Below are 17,599 nucleotides of genomic sequence, written 5' to 3'. Positions count from 1 at the left end.
AAACGTGTTCGACGAGATCATGGAGAAGTTCGAGGGGTCGCCCTCCCAGCAGGCGGTGGTGCGCCTGCTGCTCGAACGCGGCTTCTCGATCAACGACGAGGGGCGGGTCGTCTCCGGCGGCATCGAGATCCCCAACACCCAGATCGCCCGCGAGATCGGCGTCGACCGCCGCGTCGTCGACTCGACCACGGGCGCGCTGCTCGAGGACGACGAGCTCCGGGACATCTTCCGCAACATCTCCGCGGTGCCGAGCCTGATGGATCTCGCGCCCGTGCTCGACTTCACGGTCGTCCGGGTGAAACCCACCGACGCCGACGCCGCGGGCATCGTCGCCCGGGTCACCGAGATCGTCGCAGAGGAGGGGCTCTCGATCCGGCAGGTGCTCTCGGACGACCCCGAGTTCGCCGACGAACCGATGCTGTACCTCATCCTCGACAGCGAGCCCTCGGGCGATCTGCTGAAGGCGATCCACGACCTCCCCCACGTCCGGGAAGTGAGCTTCTGAATGGCCGACCCCGAGCCGTTCCGCACCGTCGACGGCCGCGGCGAGGCGCGCTTCGAGGTTCGCGGCTCGGAGTTCGTCGGTCACGTCGACCGCGCCGACAGCGTCGACGCCGCGGAGTCGTTCGTCGACGCCGTCCGCGAGCGGTACGACGACGCGACCCACAACGTGCCGGCGTACCGCGTTCCCGCGGGCGAGGCGTCGCCGGACCGCGTGAACGAGGTGCTGATCCGCGAGTACCAGAGCGACGACGGCGAGCCGACGGGCTCCTCCGGCAAGCCCGCACTGAACGTGCTCCAGCAGCGCGACCTCCGGAACGTCGTCGCGGTCGTGACGCGCTACTACGGCGGCACGAACCTCGGCGTCGGCGGGCTCGCCCGCGCCTACTCACGGGCGGTGAAGGAGGCCGTCGACGACGCCGGCGTCACCGAGGTCCGGCCGCGCCACCGCTTCACCGTCACCGTCGAGTACGACGACTCCGGCACCGTCCGGGGGATCCTCGACGGCGCCGACTGCGAGTTCGACGCCGCCTACGAGGCCGAGGTCAGCTTCGACGTGTCGGTCCCGGTCACCGAGAGCGACGAGCTGCGCGACCGGATCCAGTCGGCGACCAGCGGCCGTGCGCGGATCGAGTAGTACCGCTCGGCTCGTCTGTTTCCCGGGCGCAACCGTTTTGCCCCCACCGCCGAACCGACGGCCATGACCGAACAAACGGACGTGGTGGTCGTCGGCGGCGGCGTCGTCGGCACGGCGGCCGCGTACCAGCTCGTCGAGCGGGGGATCGAGACGGTGCTCGTCGACGACGGTCGGGAGGGGAGCGCGACCGCCGCGGGCGCGGGGATCGTCTCCCCGCCGACCAGCAGCCGACGCGAGAACGACGACTGGTTCGCGTTCGCCGAGCTGGCCGCGGCCCACTACCCGGAGCTGATCAGCGAGCTCGAGGCCGCGGGCATCGACGACCACGGCTACAAGCGGGGCGAGATGCTCTCGGTCGCGCTCACGCCTGCGGAGGCCGAGACGATCGAGACCGACCGCGAGCGCGCCCGGCGCCGTGACGCGTCGGTCGAGGAGATCACCCCCGCCGAGGCCGAGGCGGCGTTCCCCGCGCTCTCGGGCGTCGAGCGCGCGCTGCGGTTCCCCGGCGCCGGCCGCGTCGACGGCGCGATGCTCACCGACGCGCTCGGGCGGGCGGCCCGCGATTCGGGTCTCACCACCGTCGACGGTCGGGTCGAGGAGATCTTGACCGAGAGCGGCGCCGTCTCGGGCGTCGTCGTCGACGGCGGCGACCGCATCGACGCCGAGCGGGTCGTGGTCGCCGGGGGCGCGTGGTCCGGCGGGTTCGGCGACGATCTGGGCTGCTCGCTGCCCGTGAGCCCGATCCGGGGGCAGATACTCCACTTCGACGCGAGCGACATCTTCGACGACCCGGCGGCGCTCCCGATCGTCGGGAGCGTCGCCGACAACTACATCGTCCCCTGGGCGGACGGCCGGATCGTCGTCGGCGCCACCCGGGAGGACGACGCGGGCTTCGACCCGCGGGTCACCGCTGCGGGCGTGCAGGCGGTGCTCGACTCGGGGCTCCGGCTCGCGCCCGGGCTCGCCGACGCCACGTTCGAGGAGGTCCGCGTGGGGCTGCGGCCGGGGAGCCCGGACAGCCTGCCGATCCTCGGCCCCGTGCCGGGCGTCGACGGCGCCTACGTCGCGACCGGCCACGGGCCGACGGGGCTCACGCTCGGCCCCTACTCCGGGGCGGTGGTCGCGCAGTTGATCGCGGGCGAGGAGCCGGCGGCCGACCTCTCGGCGTTCGACCCGGCGCGGTTCTAGCACGGCCGCCCCGGCCGTGTGGGCGGTCGACACGGAACAGGAAACTTATCCGCCCTACAGCCACTACTCGGGGTATGACCAGCGGCTCGCCCGAGAACGTCCTCTTCGTGGTGATGGACACGGTCCGAAAGGACCACCTCGGCCCGTACGGGTACGACCGCGACACGACCCCGGGCCTCGACGCCTTCGCCGAGGAGGCGACCGTGTTCGACAACGCGGTCGCGCCCGCACCGTGGACGCTCCCGGTCCACGCCTCCGTCTTCACTGGGATGTACCCCTCGCGCCACGGCGCCGACCAGGAGAACCCGTACCTCGAGGGGGCGACGACGCTCGCCCAGTCGCTCTCGGCGGCGGGCCACCGGACGGCGTGCTACTCCTCGAACGCCTGGATCACCCCCTACACCCACCTCACCGACGGGTTCGACGACCAGGACAACTTCTTCGAGGTGATGCCGGGCGACCTGCTCTCGGGCCCGCTCGCGCGCATGTGGCAGGTGCTCAACGACAACCCGCGGCTCCGGAAGCTGGCGGACATGATCGTCAGCGCGGGCAACACCGCCCACGAGTACCTGAGTTCCGGCGAGGGCGCCGACTCCAAGACCCCGCGAGTCATCGACCGCACGAAGGAGTTCGTCGAGGACGCCGAGGCCGAGGGCGACGACGGCTGGTTCTCCTTCATCAACCTGATGGACGCCCACCTGCCGTACCACCCGCCGGAGGAGTTCCGCGAGGAGTTCGCGCCCGGCGTCGACTCCACCAAAGTCTGTCAGAACTCGAAGCTGTACAACTCCGGGGCGGAGGAGATCGACGACGACGAGTGGGACGACATCCGCGGGCTGTACGACGCCGAGATCGCCCACATCGACAGCCAGCTCACACGCCTGTTCGACTGGCTGAAGGCGACCGACCGCTGGGACGACACCGCGGTCGTCGTCTGTGCGGACCACGGCGAACTCCACGGCGAGCACGGGCTCTACGGCCACGAGTTCGGGCTGTACGACCCGCTCGTCAACGTTCCGCTCATGGTGAAACACCCCGACCTCGACGCCGAGCGCCGCGGTGACACCGTGGAGCTGCTCGACCTCTACCACACCGTGCTGGACACGTTCGACGCCGACGCGACGCCGACGGCGGCCGACGAGGAGGCCGTCGCGTTCGACCCCACGCGCTCGCTGCTCGCGGACGAGTACCGCGAGTTCGACGGCGTTGACGACCCCGACCCGGCGCAGCGGGCCGCGCCCGACGGCGAAACCGGGTTCGTCGAGTACTCCCGGCCGGTGGTCGAGCTCAAGCAGCTGGAGGAGAAGGCCGCCGACGCGGGGATCGAACTCGACGAGGACTCGCGGTTCTACGCGCGGATGCGCGCCGCGCGCCGCGCCGACGCGAAGTACGTCCGCATCGACCGTATCGAGGACGAGGCGTACCGGCTGGACGATGATCCGGGCGAGGCGGAGAACGTGGCCGGCACGGGCGACGAGACAGTCGACGAGATCGAGGCCGAGCTCGCGGTGTTCGAGACCGAGATCGGCGGCGCCTGGACCAGCGCCGCCGCGGGCGAGGTGACCGACGACGCCGTCGAGGAGATGGACGAGGAGATCCAGGATCGGCTGCAGGATCTCGGGTACATGGAGTGACACCAGTCACGGCGCGCGACCGGCGATCGGCGTCGTCCGATCGCCCGGAGCCCATGCCGTGACTGTGTAAAACCGACCGCGGCTGGTGAGCTGTCGACGGCTCCGCCCCGCGATACCGGAGCGCCGCCGCGGTCGTCGACGAACGGTCGTCCGTCTGTCTTCGGGAAAAAGGGGGGAGAGTTTCAGGGTCTGCGGCCGAACACGACGACCCCCAGCGCGGCGAGCGCCGGCAGGATCGCGAACGCCGTCAGCCAGTTCCCGACGCCGGTATCCGACAGCCCGATCCCGAACGGTGCCGGGCCGGCGGGTCCGTTCCCGCCGCTGGGGCCAGCGTCACCCGAGGCGTCCTCGTTCGGGAGGGTGAACGGCGGGAACTCCGGCGTTCCGAACCCTTCACAGACGATCCCGATGGCGCTGATCTCCTTGCCCTCGGTGCCAGTCACCGACTCCGACTCGCCGGGGCCGACAGTGATCGGACCGGAGATTCCGGCGCCGCTGGCCTCGCTTCCCGCTTTCACGTAGACGTCGACCGCGAACGGTTCGTCGTTCGTGATCGTCGCCGTCGACGCGTCACCCGTGACGGTGACCTCGAGGGTGCTGAACTCCTCGAAGTAGGAGTTCCCCCGCCACTCGAACTTCGCCTGCCCCTCGCAGACGACGGGCGTCTCCGTCGGCCTCTCGGTTGGCGTGGGCGTTTCAGTCGCGGTGGGCGTCGCGGTTGGCGTAGGCGAGGGGGTCGGGGTTTCTGTCGCAGTCGGCGTTGATGTGGCAGTCGGCGTCTGCGTCGCTGTTGGCGTTGGGGTTTCTGTCGGGGTCGGCGTCGGGGTAAGCGTCGGCGTGGCTGTCACCGTCGGCGTCGACGTCGGAGTCGCGGTGGGAGTGGGCGTCGGCGTCTCCGTCGGCGTGGGGGTTTCGGTCGCAGTCGGCGTCGATGTGGGAGAAGGCGTCGACGTCGCGGTTGCCGTCGAACTCTCCGTCGCGGTCCCCTCGGGGTCACAGTCGATGCGAACCGTCCCGTCGTCGACGTGGCGGCCGTCCTTCGTCACGGCGCTCCAGCGGTACGTGCCGTCGGGAAGCGCATCGAGGGTAACGCTGTCACCGGATTCGCCGCTCGGCTCGAGGTGGTACTGCGTCCCTTCGAAGGTGAGTCTGATCCCGACGTCGTTGGGGTTGCTGACGGTGACTTCGCCGTCCTCGTCCACGCACTCCTTGCTGACGACCAGATCCTCGGGCGCTTCGAGGTCACAGTCGACGTGGAGTTTCCCGTCGTCGACGTGGCGGCCGTCCTTCGTCTCGGCGCGCCAGTGGTACGTCCCGTCGGGCAGGTCGTCGAGAGTGAGGCTGTCGCCGGATTTACCCTTCGGCGCGAGGTGGTAGTCCGTCCCGCCGAAGGTGAGGGTGATCGCGACGTCGTTGGGGTTGGTGACGGTGACCTCGCCGTCGGCGTCGACGCACTCCTTGCTGACGATCAGCTCCTCGAGCTCCTCGCGATCGCAGTCGACGCGGAGTTTCCCGTCGTCGATGTCGCGGCCGTCCTCGGTCTCGGCGCGCCAGCGGTACGTGCCGTCGTCCAACTCGTCGATGGTGACGCTGTCGCCCGATTCGCCGTCCGGTGCGAGGGTGTACTCGGTGCCGTCGAACGTGAACACGACCGCGAACTCGTTGGGGTTGCTGACAATGAGTTCGCCGTCCTCGCCGACGCACTCCTTGGTGATGACGAGGTCGTCTGGCTCCTCGCGGTCGCAGTCGACGCGGAGTGTCCCCTCGTCGACGTCGCGGCCGTTCTTCGTCTCGGCACTCCAGTCGTACCGCCCGTCGTCGAGACCGTCGATGGTGACGCTGTCGCCCGATTCGCCGTTCGCGGCGAGGTGGTACTCGGTGCCGTCGAAGGTGAGGGTGATCGCGACCTCGTTCGGGTTTGTGACGGTGACCTCGCCGTCGGCGTCGACGCAGTCCTTCGAGATGTCCAGCCCTTCGAGCGCCGGCTCTGGCGTCTCGGTCTCCGTGGGCGTCGGGTCCGGACAGTCGCCGGCGAGGAGGTACGCCGCACCAGCGTCGGCGCCGCCGCTGTCGTTGTCCGGCGCGCCGACCAGCACGTCCTCGTCGCCGTCGCCGGTGGCGTCCATCGCGTCCGAGACGGCGTAGCCGGCGCGGTCGTCCTCGCCCTCGCCGACGTACTTCCCGGCCGCCTCAGAGAGCTGTCGCTGGTCCGCGCGGTGTTCGCTGCCGGCGACGAGGTAGACGGCACCGGCGTCCTCGGCCGTGGTGTTGTACCCGGGTGCGCCGACGAGCACGTCGTCGTAGCGGTCGCAGGTCACGTCACCAGATCCGGCCGAGGAGACGCTGTAGCCGGCGTAGTCGCCTGCTGCCTCCCCGACGATCCGCGTCCCGGTGTCCGAGAGGTTCGCCCTGTTGGGGGTGTCGTCGTCGCCGTAGACGACGTAGGCGATGCCGGCGTTCGTGTCGTTGGTCGTTTCGTTGACCGCCGGGTCCGCGAACGGCGCGCCGATCACCACGTCGGCGTCGCCGTCGTCGTCCACGTCGCCCGCCTCCGCGACGGACCAGCCGGCCCTGTCCCCAGCCGCCTCGCCGGCCAGCTTCAGCTCCGCGTCGGCGAGCGACACCGTTCCGGAGACGTTCGCCGTCACGACGTACGCTGCCCCCGCGTCGGCCGCGGTGGAGCTGTTGTTGGGCGCGCCGACGACGAAGTCGTTGCTCCCGTCGCCGTCGAAGTCGCCGACGCCGTCGAGCGACCAGCCGGCGCGGTCGCCGACGCCCTCGCCAGTGAGCGTGGCCGTCGCGTTCGAGGGGTCGAGCGTTCCGGGGTCGGCGCCGGAGAGGACGTAGACGGCGCCGGCGTCCTCTGCCGCGGTGTCGGCGCCCGGTGCGCCGACGAGCACGTCGTCGCCGCCGGACCGGTTCACCGTGGCGACCGCACGGCCAGCCTGGTCCTCGTAGCTCCCGCCGACGAAGGTGCGGTTCGCGTCCGCGAGCGAGCGGTTCCCCAGGTCGCCGCCGTAGACGACGTAGACGGCGCCCGCATCGTCGGCGCCCGTCTCCTCGAACGGGGCACCGACGACGATGTCGTCGACCCCGTCGTCGTCGACGTCACCGGTAGCGAGCGAGTAGCCCGCCCCGTCGCCCCCTTCGGCGCCGTAGAGCGTGACGTTCGCCGATTCCGCGTCGAGCTCCCGTCCGTCGACTGGGCCGTAGAACACGTAGACGGCGCCCGAACCGTTCCCGTTCGGCGAGTTGTTGCGCGGTGCGCCGACGATGACGTCCTCGACGCCGTCGCCGTTCACGTCGCCGTGTGTGAGCGCCCTGCCGAAGTTGTCGTCCGGGCCCGCGCCGGTCAACTTCGTGTCCGCGTCGGTGAGGGACTGATTCCCGACCAAGCCGCTCGTCGGTTCGTCCAGGTCGGCCGGGCCCGCTCCGCTGTCCTCGCCGCCAGTCAGGCGCGGGAACTCTCCGCCGACCGCGCCGACGAAACCGATCCCCATCGCGCTCGTGACGAGAAAGGCGACGACGGCGACCGTGTGCCAGTTCTCCCTCGCCCGGGATAGTCGCTGCTCGTCGGGTACTGAGGCCATACCCTCTGCAACAGGAGCAACACAGTTTGTTATAGCAACACGACCGCAGAGTAGGGTCGGTGCCGCCTGAACGGGGCTACCCTTACTGAAGGCGTCGACGGCCGGGCCAACAGAAATACCGTCTTACTGCGGTGGGCTCCGAACGGCCGACGATGCACCGCAGTAGGCCGGAAACGAGAGCCCCGTACGCGTCTCCGGGAGTAACCCCGAACGACCCCTGCGCCTCGGCGGCGGCGCCGACGAGCGGCGTGATCTCGACCCCACCCACGAGTCGCGGTTCGGAACGGCGCTCGCGCGCCCCGGCGGTCACATGAAGTCCGCGATGCCGCTCTGTTTGTTCTTGTCGTTCTCGAAGATCGACTCCAGCGACCGTTCGAGCACCTCCAGGCGCTGTTTCGTGTAGTCGCGGCAGCCGTACTCCTCGGCGACCTCGATGGCCACGTCCATGTACTTGTTCACGGAGCCGCGGTGGACCGTCAGCGTCATCCGGCCGCCACACTCCCGGCAGTCGCCGGTGAGCGGCATCCGGCGGTACTTCTCGCCGCAGTCCAGACAGCGCGTCTCCTGCCGGGAGAACGCCCGGAGGTTGCCGATCAGGTCCGGCAGGAAGTGGTTCTCGATCACCCGCTCGGCCACGTCGGTCTGGTCGACCGCGCGGAGCTTCCGGGAGAGCTCGAGCTGGGCGTCCATCTTCGTCTCCATGTCGCCCAGCGTCTTGTACGCCGAGAGGTCCGGCCCGAGCGCGATGTCGCTGGTGTCGTGGGTGTGGTCGAAGCCGCGGTACTCGTCGTCGGTGCCCAGCGTGTCCTCGCCGAGCTGGATCAGCTCCTCGACGTCGCCGGGGTCGGCCATCTCGAGGGTGGCCTCGTAGAACTCCGTGGGGTACTGCCGGACGATGTCCATGTTGTGCGCCTCGTCGTCGATCTCCGAGGGGTCGATCCGGGAGGACATCACCAGCGGCGCGTCCATCCGCCCCCCGCGCTGGTCGGGGAGGAACTCCTTCGAGAAGTTGAGCAGGCCGTCCAGTAGGAGCATGACGCAGTCCTCGTCGCCGTCGCACTGCTTTTGTGAGGTGTCGTTTGCGATCAGAGAGTGTGTCTCCTCGACAGTGAGACAGTACGTGTTGTCGGTGTCGCTCTCGACGTACTCTACCGACGCGACGGACTCTACGAGATAGTCACCGTCGCCGCCGTCGAACGCACGTCGCTTTCGCGTGTTTCGTGCCGACAACTGCTCTTCGAGTGTCTCGGTTTTTCGTGTGAGGTGGAACCCGACCGTTTCCGAGAACGCGACAACGTCCTCCGAACTGACCGAGAGAACGAATCTCCGTGCAGATTCCCGTGGGTCGTCGACGTCGTAGTAGTCCGGGAAGTACTCGCACAGTGGTGATGGCTCGGTCGTTTTCACGCTCGCGACGATCCCAAGCCGAGTCAACAGGGCAAGCAAGTCTTCTTTCAGTTCTCGACTGACAGTAGTCGCGGAGACGACGGCAGCGTTCGTCGACGCCGCCCCGTCGCCGCTGAAGTATCCGCGGAGGAACGCTGCTGCGGTAGCGTCCGGAGTATCGAAGATCGGTTGGGGGATGGATTTCGAGTCTGCTCTCGTACCGGCGTCGAGGATCGTATCGAAGAACGTCCGAAGCAGGCGGCCGGATGCAGTCACCTTCGCATCGTTTTCACGGTATGGATCGACGCCAAACTCCTCACGGAGGGTCTCCATGAAGAACTCTCGTGCCTCATCCTCCGTCCCACAGATCGTCGTCTGGTGAATCGTGCCTTTCGGCGTCTCCTGTGCCCGTGCGAAGCCTTCTGCTGCATAGTACCCGAGCAACGTCGCCACACGCTCGTTCAGTTCGACGAACCGGGCCATATCCGGCCCGTCACGCTTCATTCCCAGCCGAACGTCGTCCGGAAGCTGCTCGAGAAGTTCTTCCGTGGAGTCGAACAGTTCGAGGAGTAGCTCTGCGGGGATGCTCTCTCGATAGATGTAGTTGCTCAGCCCCTTCTTACTGAGTCCGAGGATCTCGGCCGTGCTCTTGAGAGGGTAGAACGTTCCGTCGAAATCTGCTGCTAGCTGCTCCGTAAACAGATCGTACAGCCAGTCTTTTTCGAGTCCTTTGACAGTCAGTCGACTGTTGTCGATCTCGTCTACCTGCAGGAACTCATCCAAGAGGTCGAACGTTGTCGTCTGGTCCGTGGAAACTTTACCCAGACCATCCGGCTTCACAATACTGTCGTCCTCGGTCAGTTCGGATGCTTGCTTCGAGCGTAGTTCGCCGTCGTAGACGTGCATCTCGTGATCCGGCGTCACCGTGATCTCCCGACCGCTCCGGGTCTCGACGCGGACCATGTGCTCCGGTGCGGGATGCTTGCTCACCGCCTCGACGGGCTTGACGACCTCGTCGCCGTCGGCGTCGATTGACGGAACAAACACGTCGCCGTCGAGTTCCTGCACCAGCGTCCCGAAGTCGTCCTCGTCGGCGGTTTCGGGGTCGAGCCGATCCTCGACGAGCGTCCGAATCTCGTCGTGGTGCCACGACTCGCTCTCGTCGCGGAACCACACCTTCGTCTCGGGGTGGAAGCAGTTCCGACGCTTCGCTGCGTGGAAGTACGGGTGCGCGTACCCGACGGCAGCGCTCGTGAACCCCACCACCCGACCGACCACCGCGGCGGAGGTGTGCGGCGCCATCCCGAACACGAGTTCGCCGACGAGGTCCTCGCGCTCCTCGACCTCGTAGAACGGTTCCAGCCCGTAGAACTCCTCCAGCAGGTCGTCGACGAAGTCCGCCGTCCGCATCATGTGCTCGGCGGCGCCGTCGGGGAGCACGATGTCCTGCACCTTCAGCTCGACCAGCTGGTCGTCGTGTCGCAGCGGCTCGCCGTCGACGTCGGTCTCGTAGCCGAGCCGACGGAACTCCGCGGCGGTGGTGTCCAGCTCCTCGGGCCGGACCGAGGTGACCGGCAGGTCGGTCATGTCGTAGCGCACGGTGCCGTCCTTGAACGACGACACGTCGTGTTTCGCCCGGAGGACCCCCTTCTCCATCGGCTCGGGGGTCTCGTTGGCGGACATCAGCCCCTGGACGCCCTTCAGGATCGAGAAGCTCCCCTCGCGCTCGCCGACGGCGTCGAGCGCGTCGTGGTACACCGCGTTGAGGTCGATCACGCGCTCCTCGGGGCTCTCGACCTCCCAGTCGCAGCGCGGGCAGACGACACGCCCGGACTCGTCGGGCTCGACCTCGATCCCGCAGTCGTCGCACTCGTAGTACGGTTCGGTGTGGCTCCCACACGCCGGACAGCGGTTCTCGTAGGTGTGCTCGCCGCAGTCCGGGCACTCGCGCTCGCCGAGGCTGACCTCGATCTTCCCGCGGCCGCGGTCGGTGCGGTCCTTCGCGGCCTTGGCCACGTCGCGCTGGCTGCCGCCGGCCTCGCCGATGGGGAACATCGTGTGGACCGCCGGCGAGAGGTCGCGGCTCTCGGACTTCTCGGGCCGGCCCATCCGGTTGCCGATCCGCGTGGGCGCACGCTCCCGGACCGCGAACGACGCGACCTCGTTCACCGCCTCGATCGCGTTCGCTCCGGGGAGCGGGACCGCGTCGGCGTCCGGCGGGTCGTCGACGGCAGTCCCGTCGCCGTCGTCCCGTACCGCCATCCCGCCGTCGGGGACGGCGGAATCGTCGGCCGCGTCGGCGTCGTCGGCGCCCCACGTTCGCGCCCGCTCGCTCAGGTCCGCGGGCTCCCACTCGCGCTCGAGTTCCGTCGTCACGCCCAGCGAGCGCAGCAGCGGGCGGTACTCGGGCACCCGGAGCGTCTCCTCGGTCGCGGTGTGCTCGACGAGCAGGCGTTCGAGCGCGCGCTGGGCGTCGTCGCTCCGGTCGATCAGCAGGCCGTCGTCGTCGATCTCCCCGGCGGCGGCGGCCGCCGCCAGCGCGTCGTACTCGGCGACGGTCACGTCGTGCCAGAGGTAGGTGTACTCCGGGTGGATCGGGCAGTCGTACCGGTCGGCCCAGTCGAGCGCGGTCCGGGGGTCGGGGTCGTCGAGGTCGACGTGGGGGTCGTCCCGGAGCGCCTGCACGTCGGCGCCGGCGTCGTCGAACTCCTGTTCCCACCACTCGACGCTGTACGACGCCGGCACGAGCGGGTGGTTGTTCTCGACGAACTCGCCGTAGTTGACGAGGTACTCGCCGAGGTCGAGGATCTCGTCGACGCCGTTCCTGACCTCGAGCGCCTCCTGCGGGTCGTCGATTCGACGTACGTCGCCGTTGGCGAGCTTCACCGTCGGCCCCTCGATCGAGTCGACCGGGACGACGCCGGCGGCCTTCCCGGGGCGCTCGGTCTTGATCTGGGTCCCCGTCGCGAGGAAGTCGTCGACGAGATGCATCGTCGCCGGGTGGACGCCCGCGGTCGCGAACCCGTGGTTGCGCGAGCGGCCGTAGCGCAGGCGGAAGCCGCCTGATTCGGAGGGGTGGCCGAACACCGGCCGGCCGGCGATCAGGTCCCGGAGGTACTTGGTCGCGGGCTCGGCCCGGACCGGCCCCTCGGGCTCGGCCGGTTCGTCGGCGTCCGCCTCCGCGTCGCCGTCGTCGGTGGCCGCCGCCTCGTCGCCCTCGTCGCTCCCGTCGGCGGCGGCGCCGTCGTAGTAGGTGCCGTCGATGAGGTCCTGCAGCCACGGCCAGTCGACCTCGTCGAGCTGGCGCGTGTAGCGCTGGATCTTCGGCGCCTTCAGCGCGATCCCCTCGGCCATGACGAGACACATCCCCCCGCGGGCGGAGTTGGTGTCGACGCGCTCGAGGTCACGGAACCCCGAGACCTCCTCGTCGCCGGTGGCCTCGCCGTCCAGCATGATCGGCATGTGCTCGGCGATGAACTTCGTCTCCTTGTCCTTCGGCGTGTACTGGAGCCCGGTCTCCTTCTCGTACAGCGCGATCTCCTCGGCGTAGCGCTCGACCTCGTCGTCGCGGGCGTGGAACTCCTCGATCCCCAGCAGCGAGCGGGCGTAGTCGGCGACGAGCACCGACAGGGCCTGTGCGGTCCCGCCCGCCGAACGGATCGGGCCGGCGTAGTAGACGTTGACGAACTCCGTCCCGTCGTCGTTCTGGAGCAGCTCCGCGCGGTCGATCCCCTCGATCGGCGCGGCGACGACACCCTCCGTGAGCAGCGCGACCGCGGTCCGGACGGCGCCCTCGATCTTCCCCTCGCGGGAGTCGTAGTCGCCGACGTTGCCGTCGACGAAGTCCTCCACGAGCTCGAGGGCGGCCTCCTCGCGGCTCATCTCTCCCTCGAGCTCCCGGACGCGCTCGGCGACGCCCGGGATGCCGAGGATGTTCTCGACGCGGTCGGCCATGTCCTTCGCGACCGGGATCTCGATCTCTGGCTGGGGGTCCCGCCCCTGCTCGCGGGCGGCCTCGGCGCGGTCGAACGCGTCGTCGAGCTGGTCCTCGATACGCTCGAAGTAGCGCTCGTCGTCGTCTCTCACCGCCGTTCACCCCGCCCGTTCCGGCTCACAGCCAGAGGTCCAGGTCGGTCTCCTCGTCGTGCTCCCGCTCCAGCGGCTCCTCGAACGTCCGCATGTACACCTCGCCGGCGAACACCGTGGCGGCGTCGAGGTGGCCGGCGAGGGCCTGCCCGCTCGGCCGCGAGAGCACGGCGTGGGTGTGTGCGAACCGCTCCCCGTCGAGGATCGAGACGTTGCCCATGCAGGCCGCGACCTCCAGGGGCTCCTCGAACTCCACGGACTCGTACTCCCCCTCCTGCTGGTCGTAGAACCAGACCACGGCGTCCTGCACCGCGCCCATCGCGTTGAACCAGGCGGCGTCGACGTCCTCCTCGACCGCCAGCGACTCGATCTCCTCGCGCCAGTCGGCGCCGGTCTCGAGCCGGGCGAGGAACTCGCGGTCGGGCGAGAGTTCGCGGTAGTCCATACGCGAGTACAAGCGGCGACGAGGACAAAAACCTTCACTCCCGCCGCGGTCGCTCGGCGGCGTCGCTGGCGTCGGCGAACCGTGTCGGGCAGAAAAAGCGGTGCGTGAGCGGGCGCTACGCCCACTCGGCGACGACTGGGGCGTCGGCCTCCGCTACCGAGATCCAGGCCTCCTCCCGGCCGAGATCCGCGATAACGAACTCGGCGTCGTCCAGCGAGCCCATCACGTCGTCACCGCCGTGAACCGTGCCCGGTGCCATGCTACACCGTCCCACGCACAGAGGCATAAACCCGTCGAAACATTGACTATGGTTCTCATGGTCCGTCGACGGCTCCCCCTACGCCTTCGGGTACGGGCATACGGAATCTCGTCACCAGTGTTCGTCCGCGCCCCGAGTGCTGGGCCCGTGCACACCTTCGCAGTTTGCGGTTGCCAGTCCCGCGCACACCTTCGCAGAGTACAAGAGGGGCCCAAGAGAACACGACCCCATGAAGGTAGCCGACGCCATGACGCCCGAGTCCGACCTCGTGACAGTCTCGCTGCCGGGCTCGCGCGACGACGCCCTCGAGTACCTGCAGGAGCGGGAGTTCTCCTCGGTCCCCGTCGTGCGATCGACCGAGGCGGGCGAGCGCTACCGCGGGCTAGTCTCCCGCGACGACCTGATCGAACACCCCGACGAGGACGACCTCGCGCTCCTGATGCGGGAGGTGCCGACGACGACCGCCGACGCCACGCTCCACGAGCTCGCGGCACTGATGCTCGAGGCGGGCACGCGCCGCGTGCCGGTCGTCGAGGCCGACGACGGCGGCACGCTCGTCGGGATCGTCACCATCACCGACGTGATCCGCGCGCTGGCCCGCGAGGAGGTCGCCACCGACGCCGAGGTGGGCGAGCTCTGTAACGGCAGCGTCAACACCACCTACACCGGGACGCCGCTCCCGGTCGCCGAGCGGGAGATCGGCCTCGCGGACGTGCCCTACACGGTCGCGCTGGACGACGACGCCGAGATGGCCGGCGTGCTCACCGAGCCCGACATCGTCGCCGTCGCCGAGGTCGTCGAGGGCGAGGAGGACGCCGGCGCCTCCATGGCCGGCGACGACGAGCACTGGAAGTGGGAGAGCATCAAGTCGGTCGGCAACCGCTACGTGCCGACGCGGAACGTCGAGATCCCGGCCGAGCCCGTCTCCGAGTTCATGACCGCGGACGTGGTGACCGTCTCGAAGCGCAAGTCCGCCGTCGAGGCCGCACAGCTGATGATCACCAACGACATCGAGCAGATCCCGGTCGTCAGCGGCGGCGAGCTCGCGGGCGTGCTCCGGGACGTCCACCTGCTGGAGGCCGTCTGATGAGCGAGGACGCCGACGTCACCGAGCTCGCGAAGCGCCGCGGCTTCTTCTTCGCGGCCGCCGAGGCGTACGGCGGCGCCGCAGGCTTCTACACGTTCGGCCCGGAGGGCGCGGCGCTGAAGCGCAACGTCGAGGCCGCCTGGCGCGACCGGTTCGCGCTCAAGGAGGACAACGAGGAGATCGCGGCGCCGACGATCATGCCCGAGCCCGTCTTCGAGGCGTCGGGCCACCTCGACACGTTCGACGACATGCTGGTCGAGTGCCCCGAGTGCGGCGAGTCCCACCGCGCGGACCACCTCGTCGAGGGCGCGACCGACCTCGAGGACGCCGAGGCGCTGGAGCCCGAGGCCGTCGCCGACCTCATCGCCGAACACGACCTCGTCTGCCCGTCCTGCGGCGCCGCCCTCGGCGGCCAGGACGTCGAGGAGTTCAACCTCATGTTCGAGACGAGCATCGGCCCCGGCTCGGGCCAGCCCGGCTACCTCCGGCCCGAGACCGCTCAGGGCATCTTCGTCGAGTTCCCGCGGCTGAAGGAGTACGCCCGCGGGAAGCTCCCGTTCGGCGTCACCCAGATCGGCCCGGCGTACCGCAACGAGATCTCGCCACGCCGGGGCCTGATCCGGGTGCGCGAACTCACCCAGGCCGAACTGGAGACGTTCATCGACCCCGAGACCGACGAGCCCGACCTCGAGAAAGTCGCGGACGTGGAGCTCCGGCTCTACGCCGCGCCCGAGCAGCAGGCCGACGCGCCCGCCGAGGAGGGGTACCAGGAGCTGACCGTCCGCGAGGCCGTCGACGAGGGCGTCGTCGCCTCGGACTGGATCGCGTACTACCTCGGCGTCGCCCAGGAGTGGTACGAGCGCATCGGCGTCGACACCGAGCAGCTCCGCTTCCGCCAGCACCTCCCGGGCGAGCGCGCCCACTACGCCGCCGACTGCTGGGACGCCGAGGCCAAGATCGAGAGCGCCGGCGGCGACTGGATCGAGATCGCCGGCTTCTCGACCCGGAGCGACTACGACCTCTCGAAACACGCCGAGGGCAGCGGCGAGAACTTCACCGTGTTCAAGCAGTACGACGAGCCCAAGACGGTCGAGCGCCCGAGCGTCGACCCCGACATGGCGACGCTCGGCCCCGAGTTCGGCGGCGACGCCGGCGCGGTCGCCGCGGCGCTCGAGGAGCTCGCCGAACGCGATCCCGACGCGTTCGAGGCCGCGGAGGTGACCGTCGAGGTCGACGGCGAGACGTACACCGTCGACACCGAGGTCGCCAACTTCGAGATCGCCGAGGAGACCGAGGCGGGCGAGCACATCGTCCCGCACGTGATCGAGCCCTCCTTCGGCGTCGACCGGACGGTGTACACGCTGATCGACCACGGGCTCCAGCGCGACGATCTCGGCGGCGAACCGCGGGACTACCTCTCGTTCGCCCCCGAGATGGCGCCGACGGACGTGGCGGTGTTCCCGCTCGTGAGCAACCACGAGCCGCTGCTGGACACCGCCAGCGAGGTCGTCTCGACGCTCCGGGCGGCGGGGTTCGACGCCACCCGGGACGACTCCGGCTCGATCGGCCGGCGCTACCGTCGGCAGGACGAGGTCGGCACGCCGTTCTGTGTCACCGTCGACCGCGACGGCCTCGAGGACGACCCCGAGACCGTGACGCTCCGGGACCGCGACACGGGCGCACAGGCCCGCATCCCGACTGACGAACTCGTGGGCCAGCTCGAGGCGCTCCACGCGGGCGAGACCGACTTCGAGAGCGTACTGGCCCAGTACGAGACCGTCGAACCCGTCGACGGATGAGCGAACTCGGGCGCCGCGGCGTGCACGCCTCGGGGATCGGCATCCCGGCGCTGTACCTGCTCGGGATGGTCGACTGGCCGCAGGTCCGCCTGCTGCTGGTCGGTCTCTCCGTGGCCGTCTCGGCGCTCGAGTTCGTCCGGCTGGTGCTGGGGTACGAGTGGCCGCTGTTCGACACGCTGGCCCGCGAGTACGAGCGCGAGAACGTCGCGGGCTACGCGCTGTACGCCTACTCCCAGACCGCGGTGGCGTTCGTGTTCGGCCCCGCGGTCGCGCTCCCGGCGATGCTGATGCTCATCGTCGGCGACCCGGTCTCGGGCTACCTCGGCTCGAACGACGCCGGCACCGCGAAGCAGGCGGGCGTCCTCGCGGTGATGTTCCTCGTCTGCTTCGCGCTCGCGGCGCCGTTCACGACCGCGATCGCCTCGCTCCCGGTGGGGCTCGCGGCCGCCGCCGTCGGCGCCGCGGGCGCGACGCTGGCCGACGGCGTGACGCCGGTGGTCGCGGGCTACGTCGTCGACGACAACGCCTCCATCCCGCCGGCGGCGGCGCTGGGGATCGCGCTCACCCTCGTCGTCACGGGAACGGGGCTCCCCGTGGCTCTCGGGGGCTGAGTCGGCCACCACGCTCTTTGGCGTCGCCGGCGGACCGATCCCACACCGATGGAGATCGGACTGGTCGAGATCCTGATCGCCGCGATCGTACTGCTCGTGGTGCTGGGTGTGCTCTACGTCCTGTTCCAGAGCGAGGGCGAGTCGCTCGAACTGCTGCTGGAGCTGGTCGACTGATCTCCAGTCGAAACGAAGGGGTGTGAGTGTGTCGCTTGCGGGTGGTTTACCCTTCTCACTTTTAACTGGGCAATCTCCCGCCGGCTCGCAGCATCGATCGATGTACAGCTACGTACGTCTGAGCATCGATCGATGTACAGCTACGACGTCTGAGCATCGATCGAGTACAGCTACGTACGTCGAGCATCGATCGATGTACAGC

General features: G+C 69.3%; 12 protein-coding genes. 8 read left to right on the top strand and 4 right to left on the bottom strand.

The window, feature by feature from the left end:
* Window positions 1–4 precede the first annotated feature (4 nt).
* The 4 genes from ACP95_RS05915 to ACP95_RS05900 all read left to right on the top strand — a co-directional run bounded on the left by ACP95_RS05915 (window position 5) and on the right by ACP95_RS05900 (window position 3,960).
* Window positions 5–505, top strand: a complete 501-nt coding sequence (locus ACP95_RS05915) for an amino acid-binding protein (protein ID WP_049980326.1) — start codon at window positions 5–7, stop codon at window positions 503–505.
* Window positions 506–1,138 (top strand): IMPACT family protein, encoded by a 633-nt coding sequence (locus ACP95_RS05910; protein ID WP_049980325.1) that lies wholly within the window; start codon window positions 506–508, stop codon window positions 1,136–1,138.
* 63 nt (window positions 1,139–1,201) lie between these two features.
* On the top strand, window positions 1,202–2,326 hold the full coding sequence (locus ACP95_RS05905) for an NAD(P)/FAD-dependent oxidoreductase (protein WP_049980324.1): 1,125 nt from the start codon (window positions 1,202–1,204) through the stop codon (window positions 2,324–2,326).
* Between the two features lie 74 nt (window positions 2,327–2,400).
* Complete coding sequence (locus tag ACP95_RS05900; RefSeq protein WP_049980323.1) at window positions 2,401–3,960, top strand: sulfatase; 1,560 nt, start codon at window positions 2,401–2,403, stop codon at window positions 3,958–3,960.
* Window positions 3,961–4,142: 182 nt separating this feature from the next.
* On the opposite strand, the gene ACP95_RS05895 is transcribed toward ACP95_RS05900, so the two are convergent.
* From ACP95_RS05895 to ACP95_RS16065, 4 genes are all read right to left on the bottom strand, one after another.
* Window positions 4,143–7,550 carry an integrin alpha gene (locus ACP95_RS05895; RefSeq protein WP_049980322.1) on the bottom strand — a complete coding sequence of 1,136 codons (3,408 nt, stop codon included), beginning with the start codon at window positions 7,548–7,550 and terminating at the stop codon, window positions 4,143–4,145.
* Between the two features lie 306 nt (window positions 7,551–7,856).
* The gene (locus ACP95_RS05890) at window positions 7,857–13,022 is read right to left on the bottom strand and encodes an LAGLIDADG family homing endonuclease (RefSeq protein WP_049980321.1); all 5,166 of its coding nucleotides are present in this window, start codon (window positions 13,020–13,022) and stop codon (window positions 7,857–7,859) included.
* A 25-nt stretch (window positions 13,023–13,047) separates the two neighbouring features.
* Window positions 13,048–13,467 (bottom strand): PPC domain-containing DNA-binding protein, encoded by a 420-nt coding sequence (locus ACP95_RS05885; protein ID WP_049980320.1) that lies wholly within the window; start codon window positions 13,465–13,467, stop codon window positions 13,048–13,050.
* A gap of 115 nt (window positions 13,468–13,582) precedes the next feature.
* A complete protein-coding gene (locus ACP95_RS16065) occupies window positions 13,583–13,726 on the bottom strand; it encodes a DUF7556 family protein (protein ID WP_166623263.1) in 144 nt (47 codons plus the stop codon).
* Between the two features lie 229 nt (window positions 13,727–13,955).
* Here ACP95_RS16065 and ACP95_RS05880 point away from each other — a divergent pair, with 229 nt between their 5' ends.
* Genes ACP95_RS05880 through ACP95_RS16445 form a run of 4 tightly spaced genes read left to right on the top strand, consistent with a single transcriptional unit; the run spans window position 13,956 to window position 17,397 of the window.
* Window positions 13,956–14,813, top strand: a complete 858-nt coding sequence (locus ACP95_RS05880) for a CBS domain-containing protein (protein WP_049980319.1) — start codon at window positions 13,956–13,958, stop codon at window positions 14,811–14,813.
* Window positions 14,813–16,612 carry a glycine--tRNA ligase gene (gene glyS / locus ACP95_RS05875; protein WP_049980318.1) on the top strand — a complete coding sequence of 600 codons (1,800 nt, stop codon included), beginning with the start codon at window positions 14,813–14,815 and terminating at the stop codon, window positions 16,610–16,612. Before ACP95_RS05880 ends, glyS begins: the two co-directional genes overlap by 1 nt.
* The gene (locus ACP95_RS05870; protein ID WP_049980317.1) at window positions 16,609–17,223 is read left to right on the top strand and encodes a hypothetical protein; all 615 of its coding nucleotides are present in this window, start codon (window positions 16,609–16,611) and stop codon (window positions 17,221–17,223) included. The genes glyS and ACP95_RS05870 overlap by 4 nt, the downstream gene beginning before the upstream one ends.
* A gap of 48 nt (window positions 17,224–17,271) precedes the next feature.
* The gene (locus ACP95_RS16445; RefSeq protein WP_272913166.1) at window positions 17,272–17,397 is read left to right on the top strand and encodes a hypothetical protein; all 126 of its coding nucleotides are present in this window, start codon (window positions 17,272–17,274) and stop codon (window positions 17,395–17,397) included.
* Window positions 17,398–17,599 lie beyond the last annotated feature (202 nt).

This window comes from Halolamina rubra (assembly GCF_000739555.1).
Lineage (GTDB): Archaea > Halobacteriota > Halobacteria > Halobacteriales > Haloferacaceae > Halolamina > Halolamina rubra.
The sequence above is the reverse complement of the archived record's forward strand: the minus strand, read 5'-3'. Positions and strand labels throughout refer to the sequence as shown.